At 46.7% G+C, this 26,022-nt stretch carries 21 protein-coding genes and 1 CRISPR repeat array; of the genes, 8 read left to right on the plus strand and 13 right to left on the minus strand.

What is annotated here, in order from left to right; all coding sequences use genetic code 11:
* Positions 1-13 precede the first annotated feature (13 nt).
* From fabF to mpl, 6 genes are all read left to right on the plus strand, one after another.
* Positions 14-1,339: a beta-ketoacyl-ACP synthase II gene (fabF, locus tag NKU06_RS03850; RefSeq protein WP_254728843.1), complete on the plus strand. Its 1,326-nt coding sequence runs from the start codon at positions 14-16 to the stop codon at positions 1,337-1,339.
* A gap of 477 nt (positions 1,340-1,816) precedes the next feature.
* Positions 1,817-3,885: a CRISPR direct-repeat array (repeat unit 28 nt; unit sequence CTTCACTACCGCATAGGTAGCTTAGAAA).
* 234 nt (positions 3,886-4,119) lie between these two features.
* A complete protein-coding gene (locus NKU06_RS03855; protein WP_254728844.1) occupies positions 4,120-5,457 on the plus strand; it encodes a deoxyguanosinetriphosphate triphosphohydrolase in 1,338 nt (445 codons plus the stop codon).
* A gap of 442 nt (positions 5,458-5,899) precedes the next feature.
* A complete protein-coding gene (gene erpA, locus NKU06_RS03860; protein WP_253222834.1) occupies positions 5,900-6,232 on the plus strand; it encodes an iron-sulfur cluster insertion protein ErpA in 333 nt (110 codons plus the stop codon).
* A 150-nt stretch (positions 6,233-6,382) separates the two neighbouring features.
* Entirely contained in the window at positions 6,383-7,939 is a 1,557-nt protein-coding gene (gene gshA / locus NKU06_RS03865; protein WP_254728845.1) for a glutamate--cysteine ligase, read from the plus strand.
* A 78-nt stretch (positions 7,940-8,017) separates the two neighbouring features.
* Positions 8,018-8,527: a disulfide bond formation protein B gene (locus NKU06_RS03870; protein WP_254728846.1), complete on the plus strand. Its 510-nt coding sequence runs from the start codon at positions 8,018-8,020 to the stop codon at positions 8,525-8,527.
* A 34-nt stretch (positions 8,528-8,561) separates the two neighbouring features.
* The gene (mpl, locus tag NKU06_RS03875) at positions 8,562-9,938 is read left to right on the plus strand and encodes a UDP-N-acetylmuramate:L-alanyl-gamma-D-glutamyl-meso-diaminopimelate ligase (RefSeq protein ID WP_254728847.1); all 1,377 of its coding nucleotides are present in this window, start codon (positions 8,562-8,564) and stop codon (positions 9,936-9,938) included.
* A gap of 70 nt (positions 9,939-10,008) precedes the next feature.
* On the opposite strand, the gene NKU06_RS03880 is transcribed toward mpl, so the two are convergent.
* Positions 10,009-10,488, minus strand: coding sequence for a thioesterase family protein (locus tag NKU06_RS03880; RefSeq protein WP_253222830.1), 480 nt, complete (start codon positions 10,486-10,488; stop codon positions 10,009-10,011).
* A gap of 31 nt (positions 10,489-10,519) precedes the next feature.
* Positions 10,520-10,810 (minus strand): oxidative damage protection protein, encoded by a 291-nt coding sequence (locus NKU06_RS03885; RefSeq protein WP_253222829.1) that lies wholly within the window; start codon positions 10,808-10,810, stop codon positions 10,520-10,522.
* Positions 10,811-10,943: 133 nt separating this feature from the next.
* On the opposite strand from NKU06_RS03885, the gene NKU06_RS03890 reads away from it, so the two are divergent.
* Complete coding sequence (locus tag NKU06_RS03890) at positions 10,944-11,510, plus strand: cob(I)yrinic acid a,c-diamide adenosyltransferase (protein ID WP_253224640.1); 567 nt, start codon at positions 10,944-10,946, stop codon at positions 11,508-11,510.
* Between the two features lie 507 nt (positions 11,511-12,017).
* Here the strand turns inward: NKU06_RS03890 and NKU06_RS03895 are convergent.
* Complete coding sequence (locus NKU06_RS03895; RefSeq protein WP_254728848.1) at positions 12,018-15,977, minus strand: S6 family peptidase; 3,960 nt, start codon at positions 15,975-15,977, stop codon at positions 12,018-12,020.
* A gap of 137 nt (positions 15,978-16,114) precedes the next feature.
* On the opposite strand from NKU06_RS03895, the gene NKU06_RS03900 reads away from it, so the two are divergent.
* Complete coding sequence (locus NKU06_RS03900) at positions 16,115-17,089, plus strand: IS30 family transposase (RefSeq protein ID WP_254728850.1); 975 nt, start codon at positions 16,115-16,117, stop codon at positions 17,087-17,089.
* Here the strand turns inward: NKU06_RS03900 and NKU06_RS03905 are convergent.
* The 10 genes from NKU06_RS03905 to mazG form a co-directional block, all read right to left on the minus strand.
* Positions 17,065-17,727: a S6 family peptidase gene (locus tag NKU06_RS03905; RefSeq protein ID WP_254728852.1), complete on the minus strand. Its 663-nt coding sequence runs from the start codon at positions 17,725-17,727 to the stop codon at positions 17,065-17,067. The genes NKU06_RS03900 and NKU06_RS03905 overlap by 25 nt on opposite strands.
* Positions 17,728-18,056: 329 nt before the next feature.
* A complete protein-coding gene (yjgA, locus tag NKU06_RS03910) occupies positions 18,057-18,560 on the minus strand; it encodes a ribosome biogenesis factor YjgA (protein ID WP_253222827.1) in 504 nt (167 codons plus the stop codon).
* A 59-nt stretch (positions 18,561-18,619) separates the two neighbouring features.
* Positions 18,620-19,576 carry an RNase adapter RapZ gene (gene rapZ, locus NKU06_RS03915; protein ID WP_253222826.1) on the minus strand — a complete coding sequence of 319 codons (957 nt, stop codon included), beginning with the start codon at positions 19,574-19,576 and terminating at the stop codon, positions 18,620-18,622.
* Between the two features lie 35 nt (positions 19,577-19,611).
* Entirely contained in the window at positions 19,612-20,454 is an 843-nt protein-coding gene (gene panC, locus NKU06_RS03920) for a pantoate--beta-alanine ligase (protein ID WP_253222825.1), read from the minus strand.
* A gap of 60 nt (positions 20,455-20,514) precedes the next feature.
* Positions 20,515-21,168, minus strand: a complete 654-nt coding sequence (locus NKU06_RS03925; protein WP_254728854.1) for an IS1595 family transposase — start codon at positions 21,166-21,168, stop codon at positions 20,515-20,517.
* A 153-nt stretch (positions 21,169-21,321) separates the two neighbouring features.
* On the minus strand, positions 21,322-22,149 hold the full coding sequence (gene panB / locus NKU06_RS03930) for a 3-methyl-2-oxobutanoate hydroxymethyltransferase (protein ID WP_254728856.1): 828 nt from the start codon (positions 22,147-22,149) through the stop codon (positions 21,322-21,324).
* Positions 22,150-22,209: 60 nt separating this feature from the next.
* Positions 22,210-22,740 carry a 2-amino-4-hydroxy-6-hydroxymethyldihydropteridine diphosphokinase gene (gene folK, locus NKU06_RS03935; RefSeq protein ID WP_254728858.1) on the minus strand — a complete coding sequence of 177 codons (531 nt, stop codon included), beginning with the start codon at positions 22,738-22,740 and terminating at the stop codon, positions 22,210-22,212.
* A complete protein-coding gene (gene pcnB, locus NKU06_RS03940) occupies positions 22,733-24,592 on the minus strand; it encodes a polynucleotide adenylyltransferase PcnB (RefSeq protein WP_254728860.1) in 1,860 nt (619 codons plus the stop codon). The genes folK and pcnB overlap by 8 nt, the downstream gene beginning before the upstream one ends.
* A 207-nt stretch (positions 24,593-24,799) precedes the next feature.
* On the minus strand, positions 24,800-25,129 hold the full coding sequence (locus NKU06_RS03945) for a ComEA family DNA-binding protein (RefSeq protein ID WP_253222820.1): 330 nt from the start codon (positions 25,127-25,129) through the stop codon (positions 24,800-24,802).
* A gap of 38 nt (positions 25,130-25,167) precedes the next feature.
* On the minus strand, positions 25,168-25,971 hold the full coding sequence (mazG, locus tag NKU06_RS03950; RefSeq protein WP_254728862.1) for a nucleoside triphosphate pyrophosphohydrolase: 804 nt from the start codon (positions 25,969-25,971) through the stop codon (positions 25,168-25,170).
* Positions 25,972-26,022 lie beyond the last annotated feature (51 nt).

The raw sequence follows: 26,022 nt of genomic DNA on the forward strand, positions 1-26,022 counted from the left end.
GAATGGATCTGTCATGACTACAAGTACCGTACCACCGCACAAAAAAGCCTATTTTGAAAAATCTGATCATGAGCGCGTCGTCGTCACTGGCATGGGTGCATTGACCCCTGTCGGCACAAGCCTTGATGAGATTTGGGATAATCTAATCAATGGCGTCAGTGGCATCACGCGCCTTGATGGTTTTGATGATAAGACGGTGGCGATTGATGAATTTCGCGCGCAGATCGCAGGGCTTGTGAAGAATTTTGATGCCAAAGAATTTCTAAACCCCAAAGAAGCGCGCCGCTTTGATACTTTTGTGCATTATGCGCAAGTCGCGGCAGCACAAGCGCTACATCATGCAGGCTTGATTGATGGCATCACAGGCGATAGTCTGCCTGTCAATGTCGATGGCACGCGCTTTGGCGTGGTGATGGGTTCGGGCATTGGCGGCATTCAGACCATCGAAAATAGCCGCGACACCTTGCGCGATCACGGTGCCAAAAAAGTCTCACCTTTTATCATCCCTGGAACGATTGCCAATATGCCGGCAGGCTTGATCGCGATGCGTCATGGACTAAAAGGCGCAAACCTTGCCACTGCGACGGCTTGTACGACTTCGACACACGCTATTGGCTTAGGCGCGCGCTTGATTGCCTATGGCGACTGTGATGCGGTCTTGGTCGGTGGTAGCGAGAAAGCATCGACGCCACTTGGACTGTCAGGCTTTGGCGCGATGCACGCACTCTCGACGCGCAATGATGAGCCGACGCGCGCAAGCCGCCCTTTTGACAAAGACCGTGATGGCTTTGTGCTGGGTGATGGTGCAGGCGCTTTGGTGCTAGAAAGCCTTGCCCATGCCAAAGCACGCGGTGCGACCATCTTGGCAGAATTGGTCGGCTTTGGCATGAGTGATGACGCCAATCACATCACCAGCCCATCGACAGGTGGTGAAGGTGCGGCGCGCGCGATGGCGGCAGCCCTTGCCGATGCTGGTATCAGCGCAGATCAGGTCGGCTATATCAACGCCCACGGTACAAGCACGCCACAGGGCGATGTCGCCGAAAGTCAAGCGATCGAGCGTTTATTTGGTAAGGACATTTTGGTCAGCTCAACCAAATCAATGACGGGGCATCTGTTGGGCGCTGCAGGGGCGATTGAAGCGATTTTTACCGTCTTGGCACTACAAAATCAGCTGCTGCCACCGACCATTAACCTAGACAATGTCGATGACGCCTGCACGCTTGACTATATTCCACATACTGCGCGCAAGGTGAGTGGCGTGAATTTCGCGCTGTCTAACAGCTTTGGCTTTGGCGGCACCAACGGCTCACTGCTACTGCGTAAATGGGATGAGTGATTGATATTTATCATAAAAACCACCCCAAAGGTTTGCGGTCTTTGGGGTGGTTTTTATGGCGAGATACACAGATGGCTTTTGAGCTCATTGCCATCCTTTTATCCTTGCGCGCGTCATGGCAGGACTGGATGCTGGTAGTGAAACGCCATGGAGAAAAGTGGCAATAAATAAACTTGCGGTATCTAGAAATACCACAAGTTTATCAATGCTATAAGAAGTTAATTTCACTCACTTAAAACTTATTTCAGTGAATTTATCAAATACTTTGATGATCGGATATTATTCGCCAATATCTTAATTTATGCTATACTTTGGATCATTGGATGACAAACAAATAAAGTTTTACCCTTTATTTTTATAACTATTTAAAAACTTAATAAAATCAATCAGTTATAATAGGTGGATTTTTGTTTGGGTAAAAAGGGTAAAACCATCATAACCCCCTGTTATTTCTTAGTTTTTTTGTTTATAATTACTCTTCACTACCGCATAGGTAGCTTAGAAAAGTATCTTGTTCTGTTCCGTCAATCGCTGATTCTTCACTACCGCATAGGTAGCTTAGAAAAGCGTTATATCACGAGTCGCCAAGTCGTGAAGCTTCACTACCGCATAGGTAGCTTAGAAAAAGTCATTTGATGGCAAGCTACACGAAGTCAACTTCACTACCGCATAGGTAGCTTAGAAAATATTGAGCCAGCCACTTCGTGCCGCTACCCACTTCACTACCGCATAGGTAGCTTAGAAAAAAAGTGCCAAGCCAAACGATTTCACCGCCCCCTTCACTACCGCATAGGTAGCTTAGAAATGGTCGACTTCGAGCTGGCGCCGATCGAATACCTTCACTACCGCATAGGTAGCTTAGAAAAATCAGCATACTTTTAGTCGCTTGGCGTGCTTCTTCACTACCGCATAGGTAGCTTAGAAAAAAATCACTCAGATAAAAAAATACCCCTAAGCCTTCACTACCGCATAGGTAGCTTAGAAAGTGACGGCGTTATGTGCCAAGATTATCAAGCACTTCACTACCGCATAGGTAGCTTAGAAAATGCTGGGCGACTTGGGACGGTGATAACGCTTCTTCACTACCGCATAGGTAGCTTAGAAAATTCTTTTTGCACCAAAAGGCATAGTAGTCGTCTTCACTACCGCATAGGTAGCTTAGAAACACACGCAGTAAGACAGGCGCCGAAATCAAGGCTTCACTACCGCATAGGTAGCTTAGAAAAATGCCAATCAATGATTTCAGCCAACATATTTCTTCACTACCGCATAGGTAGCTTAGAAAAATCCGCCAAGATCACAAGTGCGAACCATCCCCTTCACTACCGCATAGGTAGCTTAGAAATGAAGATGTTGAGAGTGCCACAAGTAGCGTACCTTCACTACCGCATAGGTAGCTTAGAAACTTTTTGTTATCCACAAAAAATGTTGAGCCTTCTTCACTACCGCATAGGTAGCTTAGAAAAATCTGTAAAGACTGGGTTTTTGGGCGATTATCTTCACTACCGCATAGGTAGCTTAGAAAATCTGGATGAGCCTGCTAATTTTGATGATATCCTTCACTACCGCATAGGTAGCTTAGAAAAAATAGAGGAAACAACACTCATGAATAAGTTTCTTCACTACCGCATAGGTAGCTTAGAAAATGTCGCATCTGTACGCCGATGAAGCTGACCACTTCACTACCGCATAGGTAGCTTAGAAATATGTTTGGGATATCCCCAAAGAGATCCGCACCTTCACTACCGCATAGGTAGCTTAGAAAATCTTGGTAATATTCTTGCTTTGACAGCCATTCTTCACTACCGCATAGGTAGCTTAGAAATTAACATCAAAGCGTGTTGCCTTACGCCCCAACTTCACTACCGCATAGGTAGCTTAGAAATGTAATGTATTCAGCGTGCGCTTTGGCTTTTTCTTCACTACCGCATAGGTAGCTTAGAAATTTCCTGTTAGCTGTGGGTATTCTTGCCAGTGCTTCACTACCGCATAGGTAGCTTAGAAATGATGCTTTGAGTAATGCTTCAATGCTTGCACCTTCACTACCGCATAGGTAGCTTAGAAAAACATCAGCGAAGAGCAACTAACTGACAACACCTTCACTACCGCATAGGTAGCTTAGAAAATACGGCTGTATGCAGGCGAATGAACGCTATGCTTCACTACCGCATAGGTAGCTTAGAAAAAGTTTGTAAGTAGATGCGTCGAGCACAGCCTCTTCACTACCGCATAGGTGGCTTAGAAAAATCTGTCTCAAGCGGCATAAACACGAGGCGTCTTCACTACCGCATAGGTAGCTTAGAAAAGTTTATCAGCAAGTTTGTTGTTAAGCGTAATCTTCACTACCGCATAGGTAGCTTAGAAAAAGCGGTGCCAAAGCGTGTGTTGGCACTGACTCTTCACTACCGCATAGGTAGCTTAGAAAATGAGGATCTTCTCCTAGATGAAAGGTTTCCTCTTCACTACCGCATAGGTAGCTTAGAAACTTCAAGGCTTGATGCCCAGCTCGATGCTTTATCTTCACTACCGCATAGGTAGCTTAGAAATTTGCCTGACAAATGGTTTTTGCTTGCTTTATCTCTTCTAAGATTAATTTTCAATATGATTTATTTATGCTATTATGAATCATGGCGGTTTAGATCTCAAGTGTCCATTTTGAAGCAATAATCAGGAGGTGATTGTCATCTAGGACAGCTCCTATACATTGGCTTATCATGGGCTATAGCACAGTTAAAGGACTATTTTCAATTTCTATCACTTTACACTTAAGGGAATTTGCTATGTCAATAACAAACTGGAATGTTTTATTAAGCAGCAAACGGTTGTCAAATCACGAAATAGATTTATCGTCAGATTATAAGAGAATTATTACCAGTCCTGCCTTTCGAAGACTGCAGGACAAAACACAAGTATTTCCCCTAAATCGCGGTGATTTTGTCAGAACCAGATTAACCCATTCACTCGAAGTGGCAGCCATCGCCAAAACAATCGCAACCAAGGCATCAAAAGAAGCGAAACGATTATCAAATGATGACAAAAACCAATGGCTATCGAATTTTCTAGACATTCAAACCGTTTTAGAATGTGCTGCTTTACTGCATGATATTGGCAATCCACCATTTGGTCACTTTGGCGAAACGGTGATTAGGTCTTGGTTTAAGGATAATAAGAAGTGCTATGAGCTTCAAGAAAGGCTCACACCACAGCAGCTAAACGATTTTTTGGAATTCGAAGGCAATGCTCAAGCATTAAGAATCATCACGCGACTGCACCAATTTTCAGGCGATCACGGGATGGATTTGTCTTGCGCGACATTAAATACGATCATCAAATACACTCGCAACTCTAGTGAAACCAAAGACGGTAAAATCGTTAATAAAAAAGTAGGGTATTTTTATAGCGAGCAAGATATTTTTGACTCTATCACTGCCGCTACTGGATGTCACAAGAATAGACATCCGCTCACTTTTATTCTAGAGGCGGCTGACGACATCGCCTATCTAACAGCGGATATTGAAGATGCGATTAAAAAAGAAATCATCACTTATGATTTCTTTAAAAGACAACTGGATAATTATATTGAGCAAGAAAATAATGCATACAACGCTATCTACAAAAAACTCAAAGAAGAAAATCGTCAACCCAATTATTTATTCTTAACAATCAGAGACAGTCTTATTTGGTGTGCCAGTTATCAATTTATGCATAAATACGATCAAATCATGCAGGGTAACTACGATGCAGATTTATTCAAAGAAACTTTTGGTGAAAAATTACATCAATTCTTGAAAGATTTCTGTATCCAGAATATTTTTAATCATAAAAGCATTCTAGAGCTTGAGATCGCAGGACATACCACGCTTAGATTTTTACTTGATAAATTTATTCCTGCTGCGATCGATTTTGCCGAGAATCAAGGCAAATGCTCAGACCCTTTATCGCAGCGACTGATCGGTCTGATATCTGAATCACAATTGAAGGTTTGTGAATCTTCCATTACCAAAGACTCAGACAATGGATGCTATTATGCGATTTTAATGGTGACAGACTTTATCTCTGGCATGACCGATGGATATGCCACTGAGCTTTACAAAAAACTTTCTGGAATTCAGATATAGCCCAAAGCTCACATATAAAAAGTGTATATGATACACCTTTTTTCTTAAATTTGAATAATTTAAGATATATTTCTATATAATTCACTTTATAGATATTTGACAATAGATAGTATAGTCAGTAGCTTTAAAGCGGATTATAATCAGCTGACTTTCCACCAAGATCATTTGACTGGAGAAAAGGCGATTGTGAATGCTTCAAAAATTGCCCAAGTGCCAGATTTGGCGATTGCGATTGCCGATGATATGGAAAATTAGGCTCATTTGCATAAGCGATTTACCGTAGCAAGCAAGTAATCTTGATGGTGAAAACACCGTTTAACACTCATCAAACGGCATTTTTACACCCTGTGACAACAAAGCACTTATTTTCCACGCCAAAACCTTGTATAATTGACAATCGGTCTTATTAAATTGACACATTTACGATAATTGACAGGTTATTATGAATACTGGTCTTACCCTAACTGACAATGCTGCTGCCAAACTTGCCAAACTCAAAGCCGCTGAAGGCAATGATGCACTAATGCTGCGCGTGTATGTGACGGGTGGCGGCTGCTCGGGCTTTAGCTATGGGTTTGATTTTGCTGAAGAATTGGGCGATGATGACGCCACATTTGACAATGGCACAGAAGTACTGGTGGTCGATGCCCTAAGCTATCAATACTTAGCAGGCTCAACCATCGACTACACCGAAGGACTCGAAGGCTCGCGCTTTATCGTCAATAACCCGAACGCCACCACCACTTGCGGCTGTGGTTCGTCTTTTTCTATCTGATCCATCTGTGCGGCTTTGTGATCCGATTTGACCTTGTTCGTCCATCACAAAGCTGCGCCAAACGCCCAAATTATTTTGCCAAGCGCGCGGCATCTTGTTTATAATAAGAAAATCACGCTCAGCCCTTGCCTTATTACAAGTAGTTCGCTTATGACTCAAGCCACTTTCACTCTTCCGACATGGTTCACCCCAAATCTGGTCGCTGGTATGCAGCGCGGCATCGAAAAAGAAGGTTTGCGAATGCAGCCTGATGGCTACACCGCCAAGACTTTTCACCCTGCCAAATTGGGCTCAAAGCTGACCCATCCGTACATCACCACCGATTATTCTGAGAATCTGCTTGAGCTGATTACCGAACCCAAGCCCACCATCAAGCAAGCCTTGGATATGCTGCGCGACCTGCATGTACTGGTGCATCGCTCACTTGAAAATGATGAGCTAATGTGGCCGATGTCCATGCCATGCATGACCTCTGATACCGACAGCGACATTCCACTGGCTGACTATGGTTCATCGAACATCGGCAAGCTTAAGACCTTGTACCGCTCAGGGCTAGGTGTGCGCTATGGTCGCAAGATGCAAACCATCGCAGGCTTGCACTATAATCTATCCATCGGCGATGACTTATTTTCTGCATGGCACACAGCCGATGGCACAGGCGATTTGGCAGTATTTAAAAATGCCAAATACCTTGCACTGATTCGCAATTTCAAACGCCTAACACCACTGGTACTGTATCTACTGGGCGCAAGTCCTGCGGTCTGCGGCACTTTCTTAAGCGGTCGTGAGCATCACTTGGTGCCACTATCTGAGCACAGCTGCAGCTATCATCAGCCTGATGGCACAAGCCTGCGTATGGGCAAACTTGGCTACACCAACAGCGTGCAAGAAGACCTAGACATCCGCTACAATGATCTGGATGAATACATCGCAGGGTTAAGAAAGGCGATCGGCACGCCGTTTAAGGACTTTGAAGCCATCGGCGTCGATGATGATCATGGCAATCCGATTCAGATTAACAGCCACATTCTACAAATCGAAAACGAATACTACAGTCCAATTCGCCCAAAACAAACCACCAAATCAGGCGAAACGCCAACACAAGCCTTGGCAGCGCGCGGCATCGCTTATGTGGAATTTCGCGCCATTGACCTTGATCCGTATTCAGACATCGGTATCAAAGTCTCGACCGCCTGTTTCTTAGAAGTGCTGGCACTGTACTGCCTGCTCAATGACTCGCCTGCCCTACTGCCCGATGAAGAAAAACGCCTAAATCGCAACATCGATACTGTGGTCAATCACGGCAGACAAAAAGGCATCAGCATCGAGACAGACGCAGGTCAAGCCTGCCTACACGACTGGATCGTCGATCATCTGACGCGTATGCAAGTGATCGCTGACGCCTTTGATGCGCACCACGGTGGCAATGATTACCGCACCGCGCTTGCGATGATGCAGGGCAAAGCCACCAATCCTGATTTTACCCTATCTGCTCAAATCATCGCCGACTCACAGCGTGCTGGCGGCACTTGGGCATTGGGCAAGCTGCTTGCGCAAAAACACCAAACCGAGCTACTGGGTCATGCACTCAGTATCGATGATGAAGCCAAATTCGCCCAAATCGCCGCAGACTCTGTCGTCGAACAAGCACGCCTAGAAGCGTCCGATACGCTTGATTTTTATGAGTATGTACAAGCATTTCGATAAGCGCGGTTTGTCGTACAGCTTAACAAGCAGGATTTGAATTTTGTAATACTTTTTATAACAACAATAAAGGAAAAGTATATGAAAACACTCAGCTATCGCATTTTGAACGCTTTTGTGGCTTTGGCAAGCCTTGTGGTGAGCATTTTTGTCATTGCTTATTTGCAGCATTATTTGTACCTAGACCCTTGCCCGCTGTGTATTTTTCAGCGTATTGGGCTATGGATTTCGGGCTTGTTTGCATTTTTGGCAGCATTATTCAATCCTAAAGGCAAGACCGTGCGCCTAATTTTGTGGCTGTGCGGCACTTTGGGGGCATTATGGGGCTTTGGTGTGGCGGCGCGTCATACTTGGATTCACTATTTTCCATCACAAGAGTTGGTGGAATGTGGGCCGGGGCTAAATTATATGGTTGAGACCATGCCGATGGGCGATGTGTTCTCAAAAGTGTTATTCGCCAAAGGTGACTGCACCATCATCGACTGGGCGGTATTTGGCTTATCTATCCCAGCACAAGCATTGATTTTATTTAGTATCATCTTGGTCATCCAAGTGGTTTTATTAAATAAAATCTTAAAAGATAAAAGTTAATTTAACTCGCTATTTTCATACATTAAGGTAAATTATGCACATTCATATTCTTGGCATCTGCGGTACTTTTATGGGTTCTCTTGCCCTGCTTGCCCGTGATCTTGGTCATACCGTCACTGGCTCAGATACCAATATCTACCCACCGATGAGTACCCAGCTAGAGCAAGCAGGTGTTGAGATTTGGGAAGGCTATAAGGCTGAGCATCTAGACCCTGCGCCTGATCTTGTGGTGGTGGGCAATGCCTGTAAGCGCGGCATGGAAGCGGTGGAATATATGCTTAAACAGCGTCTGCCTTATACTTCAGGCCCGCAGTTTCTTTATGAAGAAGTGCTAAAAAATCGCCACGTCCTAGCAGTGGCAGGCACGCATGGCAAGACCACCACGACCACTATGCTGTCATGGATCTTGCAGTACGCTGGCATCGATACAGGCTTTTTGATCGGTGGTGTGCCACTGATCTCCACAGAAGATACGCGCTTACAACAGGCTTTTGCCCACTCAAGCCACTTGGGTGAGAAGTATTTCGTCATCGAAGCGGATGAGTATGATTCGGCATTTTTTGATAAGCGCTCAAAATTCGTGCATTATCGCCCGACGACCGCGATTTTAAATAACTTAGAATTTGACCATGCGGATATTTTTGCAGATTTGAACGCCATTCAGACGCAGTTTCACCACATGATCCGTATGATCCCAAGCGATGGACAGATCATCATGCCTGCTAATACCGACAGCCTAGAGCAGACACTGGATAAAGGTGTGTGGACACCTGTGCTGCGTACCGCCATTGATGCCGATGCCGATTGGCAAGCGACGCTGATTCAGACAGATGGCTCGAAGTTTGGCGTGCGTTTTGGCGATGAGACGGGCGAAGTGCACTGGGGCATGAGCGGCGTGCATAATGTCAATAATGGCTTAGTGGCGATCGCGGCAGCGCACCACATCGGTGTCAGTGTTGAGCAGGCTTGTGCAGCGTTATCTGCCTTTGGTGGTATCAAACGCCGTATGGAGCTGATCGGCGATGTGGGCGATATCTTGGTATTTGATGATTTTGCGCATCATCCGACCGCCATCACTACCACCCTAGATGGCGCAAAAAAACGCCTAGCGGACCGCCGCATTTGGGCGATCATCGAACCGCGCTCAAATACCATGAAGCTTGGCAGTCATCGCGACAGCTTAGCGCCATCGGCTGCCCTTGCTGATCAAGTGATTTGGTATGAGCCAAAGGGTCTGACTTGGGGCTTGGTCGATGCCATTGGCAATGCCGAAAATCAGCTGGTGCTAGACAGTATCGATGGTATCATTCAGCACATCAAAGACTACGCCAAAGCTGGCGATGCGATCATCATCATGTCCAATGGCGGCTTTGAAGGCATTCATGGCAAGATTGTGGATGTGCTAGCTTAAGCTGTTTTTAGTCAATAAGAAATCCTGCTGACTTGCAGGATTTTTTAGTTTGCATAAATAATTGTTCAGATCATTTATCAAACTTACGGCCTTCAAAGGCTTCAATCAATGCGCGCTCTTCATCCGACCACGGCGTTTTTTGCATATTGGCATCAGTACGGACAATTACCGCTTCACCGAATGCCACTGCCGCTTGCTGCTCATAGCTGAACACTGTGTATTCTTGCACAAGGCTTGTATTGCCTAGATGCTTGATACGCACGCCGATCAGTAAAGTATCTGGATAAGTGACAGGGCGACGATATTGCATACTCGATCCTGCCAAAATCGTCAGCAGATCTTCGCGCTCATGCATCACACCCAATGCGCGCATATAGCTGATACGCGCCGACTCAGCATAGCGATAATAGGCAACATTATTAAGATGATTGAAACTATCCATATCGCCCCATTGCACAGGCTGCACATGGACCACAGGAAAGTCTCTCAGGGCATCTGGACGCTGATCCCCTGTCAGAATCGGCTCAATGATATTATTGATGGCAAGCATAAATTATCCTTAATGTTATTCGATGCAATAATCAAGCCTTTGGCGGAGTGTAGCCTTGTGGCTTTTCGTATTCGGCATTGTCCAAAAACTTCTCGCGCTGCTCATTGATGAATGCTTTGGCAGCTGGATCAATCATACTTAAGTGATTTTCATTAATCAGCATGGTCTGAAGCTCAATCCACTCATTCCAAGCCTTAGCCGATACGGTATTTTGGATCTCTTGACCTTTGGCATTTGGGAATGGTGGGTTTGGCAGTTTTGGTAGATTTTCTTTATATTTACGGCAAAAAACCATATGATCAGCTGGATTGAAAGTTTGCATAAGATTCTCAAATTTCTCGGTGAATGAATGATGCGTTTGATTATAACAAATTTTCGGCTCATGTGCGCAACTTGTGACCACGAAGTTTACGGCTTTGTGCTATGATAACAGTTATTTGACTTGGGAAAATATCATGGGCAACCGATTATCAAAAATCACCACACGCACAGGCGATGATGGCACGACAGGGCTTGGCGATGGCAGCCGTTTATCCAAGGCGGATTTACGCTTTGATACGATGGGTGTGGTCGATGGGCTGAATGCTCACATGGGGCTGCTGCAGGCGTATTTGGCGGATAAATTACCCAAAGCGGTCGATGAAATCAGCGTCATTCAGCACAAATTATTCAATATCGGTGGTGAGATCGCCCTGCCCAACCACCGTGAAATCGGCTATATCGCCATCAGCGATGATGATGTGGCAGTGCTTGAGACTTGGGCGGATGCGCATAATGAGCATTTGCCGTATTTAAAAGAATTCATCCTACCGGCAGGCTCGGTCGCGACAGCACAGGCACACATCGCGCGCAGCGTGTGCCGTGATGCTGAGCGGCTGACCGTCCGTCTCAATGACCGCGATGGTAATATCAGCCACGCGACCATGCGCTATCTGAATCGCTTATCGGATTATCTGTTTATCCTTGCGCGCATTGTGGCACGGCTGGATGGCGGCAGCGAAGTGCTGTGGAGAAAGGGTTAAAATTTTGAATCTGTGCTATGGGTTAGGGTGATTTTGTCTGTTTGGGCATAGATTTGTTATTGCTTGGGTTTTCGTTTATATTTGCTCTTTGCTATCGTATAGGTAGCTTAGAAAGTCGCCAGCTAGAAAACCGCGACAAATGGGACTTCACTACCGCATAGGTAGCTTAGACAATCACCGTGCGTTCGTCATAGCCTTGTAAGTCGCTTCACTACCGCATAGGTAGCTTAGAAAATGCTTTTGTAATTGTTTTTCAAGTTCACGCTCTTCACTATCGCATAGGTAGCTTAGAAATTAAAGACAGCCCAACGGATCAATGAGAATTTCTTCACTGCCGCATAGAGCTTAGAAAATATTGATAACGGAGACATAGCAAGTTGGATGCTTCACCACTACATAAGCAACCTAAAAGCATTTTTGAGTTTACTACGATTAAAATCACCCCAAAGGTTTGCAGTCTTTGGGGTGGTTTTTGAACAATGATTTAGACCATCGGATAAGTCATTCCTACCAACGATAGCCCACTTTCACGCCTGCATAGCGCTCTTTACCTGACTGGTCACCATCGATGACACCGACGCTTGCACCCAAAGAAAAATTCTTGGCAGCAGCATCGACACCCAGCTCATGCGATACCACACGGTCGAAATTTTGTGCCATCGCCTTGCCATTGATGCTGATGTCGCCATGCTTGACGGCATTATCGCTGGCATCTTGTAATAAGGTAGTGACGCTTGGCGTGACCGTAAGCGCACCGATTTGCAGTGGATATGACAGCTTAACACCTGCTTGATAGCTTGTGATGTCAAGCGGACGAATCTGCACCTGCGCACCTGACAGCTGATACGCGCTGCCCGTCAGCTGATGATGCTTGATACCGACAGATGGCTGAATGCGCGCGCCGCCCACTTGCCAAGACTTCGCCAAAGTCGCACCCATACTGCGCACCGTGCGCTCAATATCGGCAGCTTTTTCATCGATGACAAGCTGATTATCCGCCTGTCCGATGCCTGCTTGTACACTTGCCACCCAGCCTGCCGGTGTCTGTAGCTTGGCATAAGCTGTGGCGGTCTTAAGGCGATTTTCGCCCTGCGCCTGCTCCGCGATCAGATCACTTTGCACATCAGACAGCACCACGCCTGCACGCACGCCATCAGCCACCGTACCTTCTGCGCCAAACTGCACAAGCGCACTATCCTTAGCATAATCGCGATACCACGATGAACCACTGCGGCTTTGCTGATTGTCATACTTGACCCACACCGAGACAGGCTCATGCTTGGCATCGGTCAGCTCTGTGTGCATCGCGCGGTCAATCTGCATCAGATCTGCCACCTGCACCGACACTTCCGACAGTGCCGTATTGCTATAACGACTGATGCCGTCTTTTTGGGCGATGTCAAGGACAAGCTCATCAGACGCCTTACGCACCACCGCTTCACAAATCTCTGCCGACTGTGTCTGACGGCAAATCGCATCGGCTTGTTTATAAATATCAGCCACCATCAAATCCACGGCTTCAGTCTGTGCTTGAGCATTGCCAAGCTGGTCTTGGGCGTGTTCAAGCGAACGGTTTAGTGCTTCGATGGTCGTCTGCAATTGGCTTTGTAATTGGCTATAACCCGCCAATTGTCGCTGCAATTCAGTCAGCTGATTGCGCGCCTGAATGCGGGTCAAGAACTGATACCAATACAAACTGTCAATGTATGCCTGCTGTTCAGCGACTTTTTGTTCAGCGGCAAGTAGCGAATTTTGTACGCCCTGCTGTTCAGCTAAAGTCGTAATCGTCATGCTTGTCAATCGATCGACTTCGGCTTGATATTCCTGCGCGGACTGCTGCGCTTCATTGAGCAGCGTCTGGATCTGTTCATAATTACGCGCAATCTGCACATCTCTTAGCGGGCTGTACAGGCGATAATCATTGCGATCATTGGCAAGAATATAACGATACGCACCCAGATCGACATAGCCACCATTGAGCGATAAGTTCAGCTTGCTTGGATCTTGATTTGCTCCTTTGACGCGCAATAAGCTGATCGGGCTGACTTCATTAGGCTCAGCGCCCGTGTTATTCATCACAAGATTGAATGTGCCTTGGGCTGCGCCATTGACCGTGACATGATCGCCTGTGCGCGCTGCAGCATTGGTCAGATAATGAAATTTACCCTGTCCTGACAAATTGCCATTAATAGTTAGGCTTTGATAACGACCGTGGTTGTTCGCAGCATTAAGATCCACTTCACCACTATTCATCTGCAATGAGCCGATGCTGCTATTGCCCGTCATCAGCCATTTGCCGTCTTGCTCGATGGTGGTGTGCGTACCGTTATCCGCGGTGATCGCACCTGTCAGCGTCGCTTTACCGATATGGATCTTGGCATTGTGCTGCGCGCGGATATTGCCTTGGGCTTGCAGGGTTGGTATACTGCCATAGACCGCTTGCGACAGTGTCGGTGTGCTACAGCCGACTTTACCCGTATGCTCCGACTGAATGCAGCTTGGTGTCATACCTTGCACAAAGCCAAATTGTAGCAAGCCTTGCTGAGCGGCGTTAAAACTGCCCGTTGCCAATGCCACATTTCGCCCAAAAATCAGCTTGCCATCGTGATTGACTGAAAAAACATTGGCGCGATAATCGCGGTTAATCCATTCGTTATCCTTGATGACTTCTTGTTTGCCCAGATGGTCGTAGGCATAAGGCACAGGTTTGCCAGTCAAAAGCACCGTGCCATCATTGACCTTAAACTCACCCGCCAATTTCATTCCACCAGTCAGCGCCAAGCGATCTTGAGCATTGGTCGGCTTAAAGGTGAAATTCATCGCACCATTGACGCCATTATCTTCACCCAAATGCCCTGCAAAAAGTGTCGTCGATCCGACCGCTTGTAAGCGTGCCAGTACGGTATTTTCTGCTTGGCTCTTATCCGAACCCAGATATTCCCAGTCGGCATTGCTTGTTTGATTGGTTGGGAAATATTTACCAGCATTACCGCCGTCTTTTAGCACAAAATAATCTTTGCGGTTACCTGCGTGCGTGTTGATATACTCATAAATATCCGCGCCCGCTTTGCCCCAGTCACCCCAAGTTAAATTCTTGGCATCATAATAGCGTAAGGCGTTTTTGATGGCGGTAAATTTATCACTACCAAGATAAATCCAGCTGTCATTATCCGTCTGCTGCGTTGGGAAATAGCGGCGTGCGTTACCGCCGTCTTTTAGGATAAAGTAATCCTTACGGTTACCTGCGTGCGTGTTAATGTATTCATAAATGTCCGCCCCTGCCACGCCCCACTTGCCCCACGCCAAGCGGTCGGCTTGTTTTTGGGTAAATGCCGTTTCGATGGCGGCGGTCTTGTCCGTGCCGATGAATGTCCAACTGCTGTTACTGCTTTGGTTGGTCGGGAAATAGCTGCCTGCATTGCCGCCATCATTGAGCATAAAATAATCTTTGCGATTATTTGCATAAGGATTCACATACTCATAAATGTCCGCCCCTGCCGTACCCCATCTGCCCCAAGTCAGCGTACCGCCAAGCTTGTCGGCTTGGGTTTGGCGTGTGCCTGTGGCAAAGATACGATGATCGACCTTGCCCTGTCCACGCCAAGTGATGTCGGCGATGCGGCCGCTGTCGTGATTGACGATTTTCGCCCCATCGTCTAATGCAAACAAATGCTGTGTATCAAGCTGCGTGCCGTTCAAATCCAAGCGACTGCCACGATAACCAAAGCGGATATTTTCAGGCTTGATCTGCCCATTATCATTCAGTACCACCGTGCCGCGACCGCTGACGATTTCAAGGTTTTCAAAGGCTTGCTTGTTGCCCGCAGCATCAGGCTGCATCGCTAGCACCACACGCCCATCGCCGACGCTGATGTCGCCTTGATTGACACCAATTCCATTGACAAATAGCGTGCCTTGACCGAGTTTTGATAGGCGATCATTGTCAGGATTTTTCAGCTGCCAAGTGGCGGCTTTACCCGCATCGACCACCACGCCTGCCCCTGTCCAAGTGGTATTTGGATTACTGCCTTTCAGGGTAACATTCGCCCCGATCTCAAGCGCCCCCGCCCCTTGATCGAGTGATTCGCCAAGCGTCACCGTGCTGTCTTGCCCGTCGATACGCACCGATTTGCCGTGATCTAAGTCATTGATTTCATTGCCAGTATTGGCTTTAAGCGGTACACTGATCGATTTGCCATTACCAACAAGGCTGCTCGTATCGCCTTGCTTCGTCCATCGCAATTGGCTGCCTGCTTGGTTGTTGGTCAATGTACCTGTGTGCGACTCGTTGAGCTTTTGGGTGTGGAACTCAGGCTTCATCGTCACATACCAAAACTCATTGCTCGAATAAGCACGCGTCACACCGATAATGCCCCACCGCCCTGTGTTACGATCGTAAGCCAACAGCGGTGAGCCACTGTCACCTGGTTCGATGATGGTCGGCAAGACACCATTATCGGTGCTCATATTTCGCTCAAAGACGATCGTGCCATTGCCTTTATTACGCTTGAATTTACAATCTAACCGCAACACCAAATAAAAAAGAAGTGTTCATCAATTTAATGTATCATTAAGTTACCACACAAAACAAGACATTAAAGCATATGAACACTTCTTATAGACATCTTAGCATAGATGAACGTGAAAAGATAATGGTTTTACTATCTTTGGGCAAATCCATTGGTATGATTGCCAAACGGTTAGGCAGAGCCAAATCCACCATTTGCCGTGAGATAAAAAGAAATGGCTATGATGGCAATTATTCAGCAACCAAGGCAAATTGCTTATACCAAACAAGAAGACAGGCTTGTCACCCTAAGTTAAAGCTTAATAACCCACTTGTATTTAACTTAGTACAAGACAAGCTGTTTAACCACCAATGGTCACCTGAGCAAATACAACATCGTTTAGCCTATGAAGACAGTCAAATACAGATTAGCTATGCAACCATCTATCGAGGGTTATACAAGGGCTTATTTGATGTGGATGGTAAGCTTGCCACAAGAAAGCTAAGGCACAAAGGCAGAACTCGTCACACCAAAAACCATGAAGAAAAGCGAGGTAAGATACCAATTACTCATCATCTTAAAGACAGACCACAGATTGCCAATGAACGCCTAAGAATTGGTGATTGGGAAGCTGATACAGTATTGGGTAAATCAGGCAAGGCTTGTCTTGTGACATTGGTGGATAGATGTAGTCGCTTTTTGATTTGTGCAACCGCTAAAGCCAAAAAGGCAGAATTAATCAGTCAAGCAATCATCCATGCTTTAGCCAATCACCCTGTGTTTACCATTACGCCAGATAGGGGAAAAGAATTTGCCAAACACAAACAAGTAACAGACAGTCTAAAAGCAAACTTCTACTTTCCACCACCAAGCCAGCCTTGGCAAAGAGGAAGTAATGAGAACACCAATGGGTTGCTTCGGGAATATTTTCCAAAGCAACAAGATATTAACCAGTGGGATGAACAATACATACAAACAAAGGTTGCTAGACTTAATCTACGACCGAGAAAATGTTTAAATTGGCGAACACCTTATGAGGTTTATTATCAAAAGGTGTTGCAGTTGGTTTGACAATTCAAGCGGCTAAAATTCGGCACGCCGCCACCTGTTAAGTATTTGTACGCCCATGCCATAGCAGTCTTTTGGTCATCTTCTGCTCCTGTGCCGATGTACTGCCGCCCTGAGCCTGCGCGCGCATAGGCACTGAAGCGATTGGCATCTTCATAAGCCGTCTGCTGCTCGCCTGCATAATGGATCGGCATCGGCGCAACTTCTGTCACAAGCTTATGCAGTCGCGGTGCGTGATAGTCAGTGGTGTTGGTCATCGGCTCAGCCAGATTATTGCGCGCGACGATCTTATAGCTGAAATTCGGCACTGCTCCATGATGCCCAAAGCTCATACTGGTATGCGTGTTGTGCGCCACGCCTGCGACATATTGTGCACTGACCAGTGTCGCCCGCCCATCGGTCGCCATCGCACTAAAATCAGGCATCGGCGCATTCTTGATCGCTGTGCCAAGATAGACATTATTGGTATTATAAATCGGGATGTTCGTCGCCCCGACGGTGAATCTGCCCTTATTTTCGGCAAAGTCGCGGAAGTCTTGGTAAGGGATATCGCTTGGGACGATGGATGCGTACGCGGTATGCGCAAAGACCGTACAGATGGCAGCAGACAGAATGGATAATCGAAAAGTATTGGTGGACATAGAACACCCCACACGGATCGGCTTAAGCCAAATGGCTTAGCCTGTTATGAAATTATATTTTCTTAATAAACTAATAAATGCTTATATCGTCATCTTAGCACTTTTTTCTAAAAAATCCAATAAAAAAGAATACTCTACAGTCATTTTTTCACCAATGTAACTGTCGATTATACTAATAATTTTTTATTATAATTATTTAGTAATATTTTATAATATCCTTTTGGGTGATTTGTGTTGTGTGCTGCTGGCTGTGGCTTTATCCTTGATTTATATACCCAAAAAAACAAAAACCCCAATGCATCGCATCGGGGCAGTGACTACATCACAGTTTAAGTCGATAAAATCGCTACTTCCTTGACATAACTGTGAAAATCAGCAAGGCTTTCTTCCAGCAGCTCATCATCGTTTAGGTGCTTGGCGTATTCGATCCACAATAGCAGCTGATAGACGCTGTTAAATTCACTGGCGTTAAACTGCTTGACAAACTGCTTGATCGTCGCTTCGTCCGATAGGTTTAGGCGGCTGTACCAAGTCTCGATCTTGGCGATCTGCTCTGGGGTGAATTTGCACGCGAACAGTGCCGCGGTCAAGCTGTGACGGTCTTCTTCGACGATCAATTTGCCCACGCGCTTGATTTGGCGGTTTTTTGCGGCAGCGGCAGTGATGCTGGATAATTGTGATAATTCATCCAAAAAATATTCGCTCACTGGCAGGGTTTTTTGTTGTTTTTTTGACAAATTTGCCAATGGCAGCGCCAACGCCTGCAAGCGTTCGTGGGATTTTTTGATTTCGGTGCGAGAGACTCGCATATCCATTTTTGACCAGTCAATCATAAGTTTCTCAAAAGTTTATCTTAATTTTTCATCAATTTATCAAATATAATCATCACAACCTAACAGCACCAAAAACGCTTCTCACGGTGCTTCGCCTTAATCTTCATCGTCGCAGGCAGACGCGTGGCAAGTCGCGCTTCCACCGCGCGCAGCACATAGACTGAGCGGTGTTTGCCGCCTGTGCAGCCGATAGAAACCGTGACGCTGTGGCGATTATTATGCACAAACTCAGGCAGCCACTTGGCAAGAAAATCGGCAATGTCATCTGCCATGGCATCAACTTGTGGATACTTGGCAAAAAATGCCTGAACCGCTGCATCTTCGCCCGTCTGCTCGCGCAAATGCTCATCCCAATGCGGATTGGGCAAAATGCGCACATCAAACACAAAGTCCGAATCAATCGGTGCGCCATATTTAAAGCCAAACGACAATAAATTGACCGTCACCGCCGTATCTACACCCAAGTGATCGCGGATTTTTTCTTTAAGCTCGTGGGTGTTCAATTGGCTTGTGTCAATCTTAATATCAGCAAACTGCGCAATCGGCTCAAGCAGCGCAATCTCGCTATGGATCGCCTTAGGCAGATTGCCCGCCACACCTGCCATCACCAAGGGATGCACACGGCGCGTCGCCCCAAAGCGCGCAACCAATACCGCTTCACTCGCTGTGGTGTACAACACCTTGACCACATGCTCGCCATAGCTTTGCACCAGCTGCTCATGCACGCTTGGGAAGCTGGACAGATCCGCCTGTGGTACGCGCGCATCGACGCCCAGTGCGATTTTGATGACACCATTTTCGCAAGTTAGACGCGCAAAAGCATCCACCACGAGCGACAATGGCAGATTATCAATCACATAATAGCCAAAATCTTCTAAAATATTCAGCACCGATGTCTTGCCCGAGCCGCTACGACCTGAAACAATGACAATCGATGTCGGCGCATGAGCTGCGCAACCTGTGATGGCAGTATTATTTAAGTCATCTTGGAAGCTGTTTGTGCTGATATTGTCCATAACTTACCAATTTTATTCATGTTTTTGATCGCTTATCAGCGCGCAAGCACCACTTCTAGATTATCCAAAAGTCGCGCCTTACCAAGCCACGCCGCCGCCAAAATCACCAGTTTGTCATCGCTTTGGCTGACGGTTTTGAGCGATTGGTTATAAATTTCTAAATAATCCACCACAAAGCCTGCATCTTGCAGCTTGGCTTTGGCGGCATCGATCAGAGCATCATAATCCATGATGTCGGCAGTTTGTAGCGCTTTTGCCACCGCTTGCAAGGTTTGTGATAACACAGGGGCGACCGCGCGCTCATCGGCGGTCAGATACTGATTGCGCGATGATAAGGCAAGCCCATCATCAGCACGGACGATCTCAGCACCGATGATGTCGATGCCAAAATTCAGCTCATCGTTCAGCTGACGAATGATGGCAAGCTGCTGATAGTCTTTTTTGCCAAAGACAGCGATGTCAGGACGCACGATGTTAAACAGTTTGCTCACCACCAAGCCCACGCCATCAAAGTGCGTCGGGCGCGATTTACCGCACAACAGCTTGGTGATCTCGCCTGATAAAACCTGCACACTCGGCGGATAAGTCGGATACATCTCATCAACACTTGGCGCGAATACAAAGTCAGCCGCCACCGTCTCTAGCGCGGTGACATCAGCATCGAGCGTGCGCGGATAACTGTCAAAATCTTCACCTGCACCAAACTGCGTCGGATTGACAAAAATACTCACCACCACGACATCGGCGTGCGCCTTGGCAATCTTAACCAAATTTAAATGACCTGCGTGCAGATTGCCCATCGTCGGCACAAGTGCGATCTTGCCAGATGCTTGAGATAATGCTTGGCGCAGCTTATCAATGCTGTGAAAAATTTGCATGAACCTATCCTGTTTATTTTATGGTCGTATAAAAAACAAGGGGCTGTACTAGATAAACCCCTAAACCCCACACCATTTTCTTAACAATCTTAATTGATTGGATGGTGTGCCATAGTTAAATCTAAACTCGCATTCTTTGATAAATAAATGAAAATGCTTTTTGTCAATACCGTTATATTTTCTTAGAATGCGTTTGGATTGCGACCAAAAGTTTTCAATGCCGTTAATGTGATTATGATTGTTTGCAAATTCTTTGGAATGATTAATTCTAAAGTGTTTAAAATCACTCACATCTAATGCATTATAACTTCGATAGCTATTTGTATAAACCACGCTATCAGGTTTGATTTTACTGGCAATAATAGGCATTAATGTCTTAGCTTTGGTATCTTTAACACAGGCAGTATAAACCTTACCATTGCGTTTTAAAAGACCAAATACGGCAACTTTGCCAGCAGCAGCACGCCCACGCTTGCCTTTACGAATGCCACCGAAATAGCTTTCATCCAATTCTACTTCACCGTCAAATAATTCACAAGCTTCAAGGTTTAAGCGATATTCAATCACCAAGCGAATTTTATGATAAAACAAAGCAGCTGAATTGTGATGTATCTCTAACAAATCAGCAGCTGATCTTGCAGTGACTTCAAGCACAAAAAATTCAAGCAGTTTAACTTGAACTTTTTTACTTAATTTACAACGGGTTATCTTCATAAAACTAGTATAGCATTGTTGCTAATCTAGTACAGCCCCAAAAACAAAATAAGACTAGGCGGCAAGCCTACGATAGTGCATTGGTACAGCAAGACGAGCCAACGCAGTATTATTTTGAATTTTATAGACCCTATAGTTATAATAAATAAATAATTAAAAGGTGTGTTCAACGCTCGGGAAGCGCTTATCTTTCACCGCTTGATGATACGCAGCGAACGCCCCTGTGATGCCACCTGTTTGGTTACTGCTGTCAGTCATGAAATTTTTGACAAACTTGGCAGGCTTACGCGTATAAATGCCGAGCATATCATGCATGACCAGCACCTGACCGTCTGTATCCGCACCTGCGCCGATACCGATCACAGGCACAGCAACCATCTCGGTAACTTGCTTGGCAAGGGCAGCAGGCACACACTCAAGCAGTACCATCACTGCGCCTGCCGCGACCAAGATCTTAACATCTTCTAAAAGCTTGGCAGCGGCAGCATCGGTTTTGCCCTGCACCTTATAACCGCCAAAGACATTCACCAGCTGCGGTGTTAGCCCTAGATGTACACAAGTCGGCACACCTGCCGCGGCAAGTGCCTTAACCGTCTCAGCAAGCTCGCGACCGCCTTCAATTTTGACGACATTTGCGCCTGCTTGCATTACTGCACGGCTGCTCTCGATGGCATCATTTAATGTAGAATAGCTTAAAAATGGCAAATCGCACAAGATCAGCGCTGAAGTGTTCGCGCGCTTGATATTCGCGGTATGATACGCCATGTCCGCGACACTGACAGGCAAGGTAGAATCATGTCCTTGCACCACCATGCCCAGGCTATCACCGACCAAAATCGTCTCAATTCCCGCTTGGTTCATCGCATGGGCAAAGCTGGCATCATAGCAAGTTAGGCAAGAGAATTTCTCACCATTGGCTTTGAGTTTTTTTAGTGTAGATAAAGTAACTGGCGGCTTTGGGGCATCGGCTAGATAGCTCATGGATGGTATCCTTGGGTAAATGAGTGATGGTCGCCACACGGTGAAACGACGCCTAAGGCATCAAATCACAGCGTCATGAATTCCCTTTATGGTGGTATCGGTCAATATTTCAATCCCTGTCATATCCTTGGCAACAGGCAGATCAGCAAGCGGCGCGCCATTGATTTGCGTACTGGGTGCAATCTCAAGCAGTGGAATCAGCACAAAATTACGCAGATGCAGCTCACGATGTGGCACGGTCAGTCGCTCGGTATCAATACGCTGATCGCCATACAGCAGCACATCGACATCTAGGCTGCGCTCTCCCCAATGATGCAGGCGCACACGCCCCGCACCTTGCTCAAGACTTTGACAAAAATCAAGCAAAGCTAGCGGCTCAAGCGTCGTCTGCGCCATCAGCACCGCATTATAAAAATCAGGCTGATCAGTCACGCCATACGCCGCTGATCGGTACAGGGACGATACGACGACATTGCTAAAATCTTCAGCATTTTCAAAAGCTTGCACCGCATGGCGAATATGATCCACAGGGCTGCCCAGCTCATTGCTGATATTACCACCCAAGCCGATAAAGCAAGTGATTTTAGACATCATCATCCGCCTTTGACTTGGCATTGGATTTGCGGCTGCGGCGGCGTTTGGGCTTGTCAGCTGCTTCTTCTACCGCTTGTTTTTTGCTGCGTTTTTTGGGTGCGACCAAGACATCGCCTTGCGCGGTCAGTTCGGCAGCATCAGCGATGGTCTCGGCAGCTTTCGCTGCTGTCTTTACCGTTGCCTTTGTCACTGTCTTTGTCGTGGTGCTTTTGCGGCGGCGTTTGGGCGTCTCGGCATTTTCAAGTATCTCTTCGCTTAAGCCAGCAGCTTTTTCGACCAAGGATAAGCTTGACGATGGCTTGCGCTTACGATGGCGCGATGACGGAATGTATGGCTCATCATTGGCAAGCAATTTGGCAAAATCTTCTTCGCTATAAGTCACCGTGGCAAACACAGGCGCAGGCGGCGCATATCGCTCGGTGCTTTGAATCGTATCTTTATTGGCTTTGGCTGATTTATCATCAATCACAAACAGCGGCTCAGGGCGCGTGGTGATGACTTCATCACGCAGTGACAGCTCTCGCAGCTGCTCAAGCTCAGGATTTTGACTGGCTTTACCGCGATTACGGCGGCGTTTTGGCGCATTGACATCATTGCCAAATTCTTCGATCATCATCGCACGATGTCCACTGCCAGCATCTTGATAAGTTTGCCACCATGCCGCCATGCCATTGGTTGGCTCGGTCAGCGGATGATCATCAAAGCTTTCGCGCAAGACCAAAAAGTCAAATGCCGCGCGAAATTTCGGCAGTCGCTCAAGGTTGGCAATGTCCTTAATGCGCGGATTGACAAGCTTAGGCTGCAGCATCCAAATATCGGTGATGAACTGCTCGGCGAATTTTGGAATCGCGGTTTTAAGCCTTTGGGTGTCGATGGTTTTCTCAGCCGCCTTAAGCTGCGCTTCATGAAATGGCAAGCCGCGCTTTTTAAACTTCGCCAATTGATATAGATAATTACCCCACAGCAACACCGCATAAACAAAGGCAGGATTGACACTTTTGCCGCCATTGATACGGCGATCGGTATTTTTGGCAACCGCCATCATCAGTGCCGACGGCGCTTCAGGCGGATAAGTCATCAAACTTGCCATCGCGCCTGAATCGAACAACAGCGGCAGCAATGGCGTCAAATAGCCACCGCCGAACATTTTTTGGGTCTCATCATACAGTCGATGCGCAGACACCTGCTCAAGCAATGCCCAGTTCTCCGCGTGAAACTGCGCCGCCAAATCGCGATCAAATTCAAAGCCCAATTTCGCCTTGAATCGCAAAGCACGCAGCAGGCGCACAGGGTCTTCTTCGATACGCACTCGCGCATCGCCAAGCAGACGCAGCACCTTATTTTCCACATCATCAAGCGCGCCACAAAAGTCGATCACTTCATCCTTCAGCGGCTGATAATACAAGGCATTGATACTAAAATCTCGGCGCGCAAAATCCTGCTCAATCGTCCCCCAGACATTGTCACGCGTCAGCATTCCTTCATCGGTGGTGTGCGTGTCGTCCTTCGGCGGTGCACGAAAAGTCGCCACTTCAATCATCTCACGACCCGAATAAACATGAGCAAGCTGAAAACGACGACCGATGATGCGGCAGCGACCCCCAAAAATTGCCTTGATCTCGTGGGGGCGCGCGTCCGTTACCGCATCAAAATCTTTGGGCAAAAGCCCAAGCAGGCTATCGCGCACACCGCCACCGACAATATATGCTTCAAAGCCTGCTTTTTGTAGTGTGCCGACCACTTCGACGATGCTGTGCGGCAGACTGCCTTTTTGCAGCTGCAAGGATTTCGCCGAATGCGTGGTGCGGGTGATTTTATGTTGTTTTGGCTTTTTAGGCGATCTGCCCATGCCTACTCCTTGTGGTGGGATTTACCCTGATTAATAACTCTTATCAAACCCTTTATTTTAACGCGTTTGCACCAAAAAAGCGAATAAAAAAGGTGATTTGTCGGGCATTTGCAAAATTTTTTATACAATTTTTGGACGATGATCAAAGCTGGATGGAAAATGGGTGAAATTTGGCTAAAAAAATGATGAATGATCAGCCATTGAAACTCAGTGCATCACGGCAAGTCTGTGGCGATTTTTGTCAATCGTCGCCTTGCCGATGCCTTTGATTTTGGCTAATTCATCCACTGAAGTAAATCGTCCGTGCTTGTTACGGTACTCGACGATGGCAGCCGCGCTGTTATGCCCGATGCCAGTCAAAGCCACCAAGTCTGCGACGCTTGCGGTATTGATATTCACCACGCCTGCGCTTGCCTTACGCTCGTTTTGCACCAAGACTTGATACGCGCTCATCACATCAGGATAGCATTTGGCAGCGGTCTGCTCGGTGGTTTTGATGATGGATTGTGCGATGGATTGATGAGAAATTATTAACAATAATCCTATAGTAAATCGATAAACAGTCAGCAAAGTCATTACAAGCCCTGCGTCTTTGCCAAATCCCACAGCCGATCCATCTCGGATAAATCACTGTCTTCAGGTCGCTTGCCAAGCTTCGCCAGCTCATCTTCGATAAAGCCAAAGCGTCGCTTGAACTTCATCACCGCGCCCAATGCCGCCATCTCGCTGTCGATGTCAAGCTTGCGCGCGATATTGACAAGGCTTAAGAAACAATCGCCCAATTCATCGCTAGCCTTTTGTTTATCAATGGCTTTTTTATCCAGATAATTGCCATCTGTATCACAGATCAGCTCGGTCAGCTCGCCAATCTCTTCATGCAGCTTTTGTACCGCGCCACTGATGTCGTCCCAATCAAAGCCAACTTTAACCGCTGCTTTTTGTACCGCTTGCGCTTGCATCAGACTGCTGCCTGCTTTGATATCAAGAACTCGGCGTAGCGGCTTGCCTTGATTTTCGATGGCTTTGATCTCATCCCAGCGGCGTTTGACATCTTCATCAGTTTTTAGATTTTCTTTATCAAAAACATGGGGATGGCGGCGGATCAATTTCTCCATCAAGGTATAAATCACATCACCAAAATCAAACTTGTCCTGCTCGGCATATAGATGCGCGTGAAATACGACCTGCAACAGCACATCGCCAAGCTCGCCTTTGACATCGTCCATATCTCCAAGCGCGATCGCTTCGGCAAGCTCATAAGCTTCTTCGATGGCATAAGGCGTAAGGCTTTGGTTGGTCTGCTTGGCATCCCACGGGCAGTCGCTACGAAGGCGCGCCATCAGATCAAGCAAATCAGCAATATCACGGCTTGGGGTCATGCGTTGTCCTTTTTTTGGGTTTTGATAACTGCTAAATTTTACACCATTTTC

The organism is Moraxella sp. FZLJ2109 (assembly GCF_024296965.1).
GTDB lineage: Bacteria > Pseudomonadota > Gammaproteobacteria > Pseudomonadales > Moraxellaceae > Moraxella.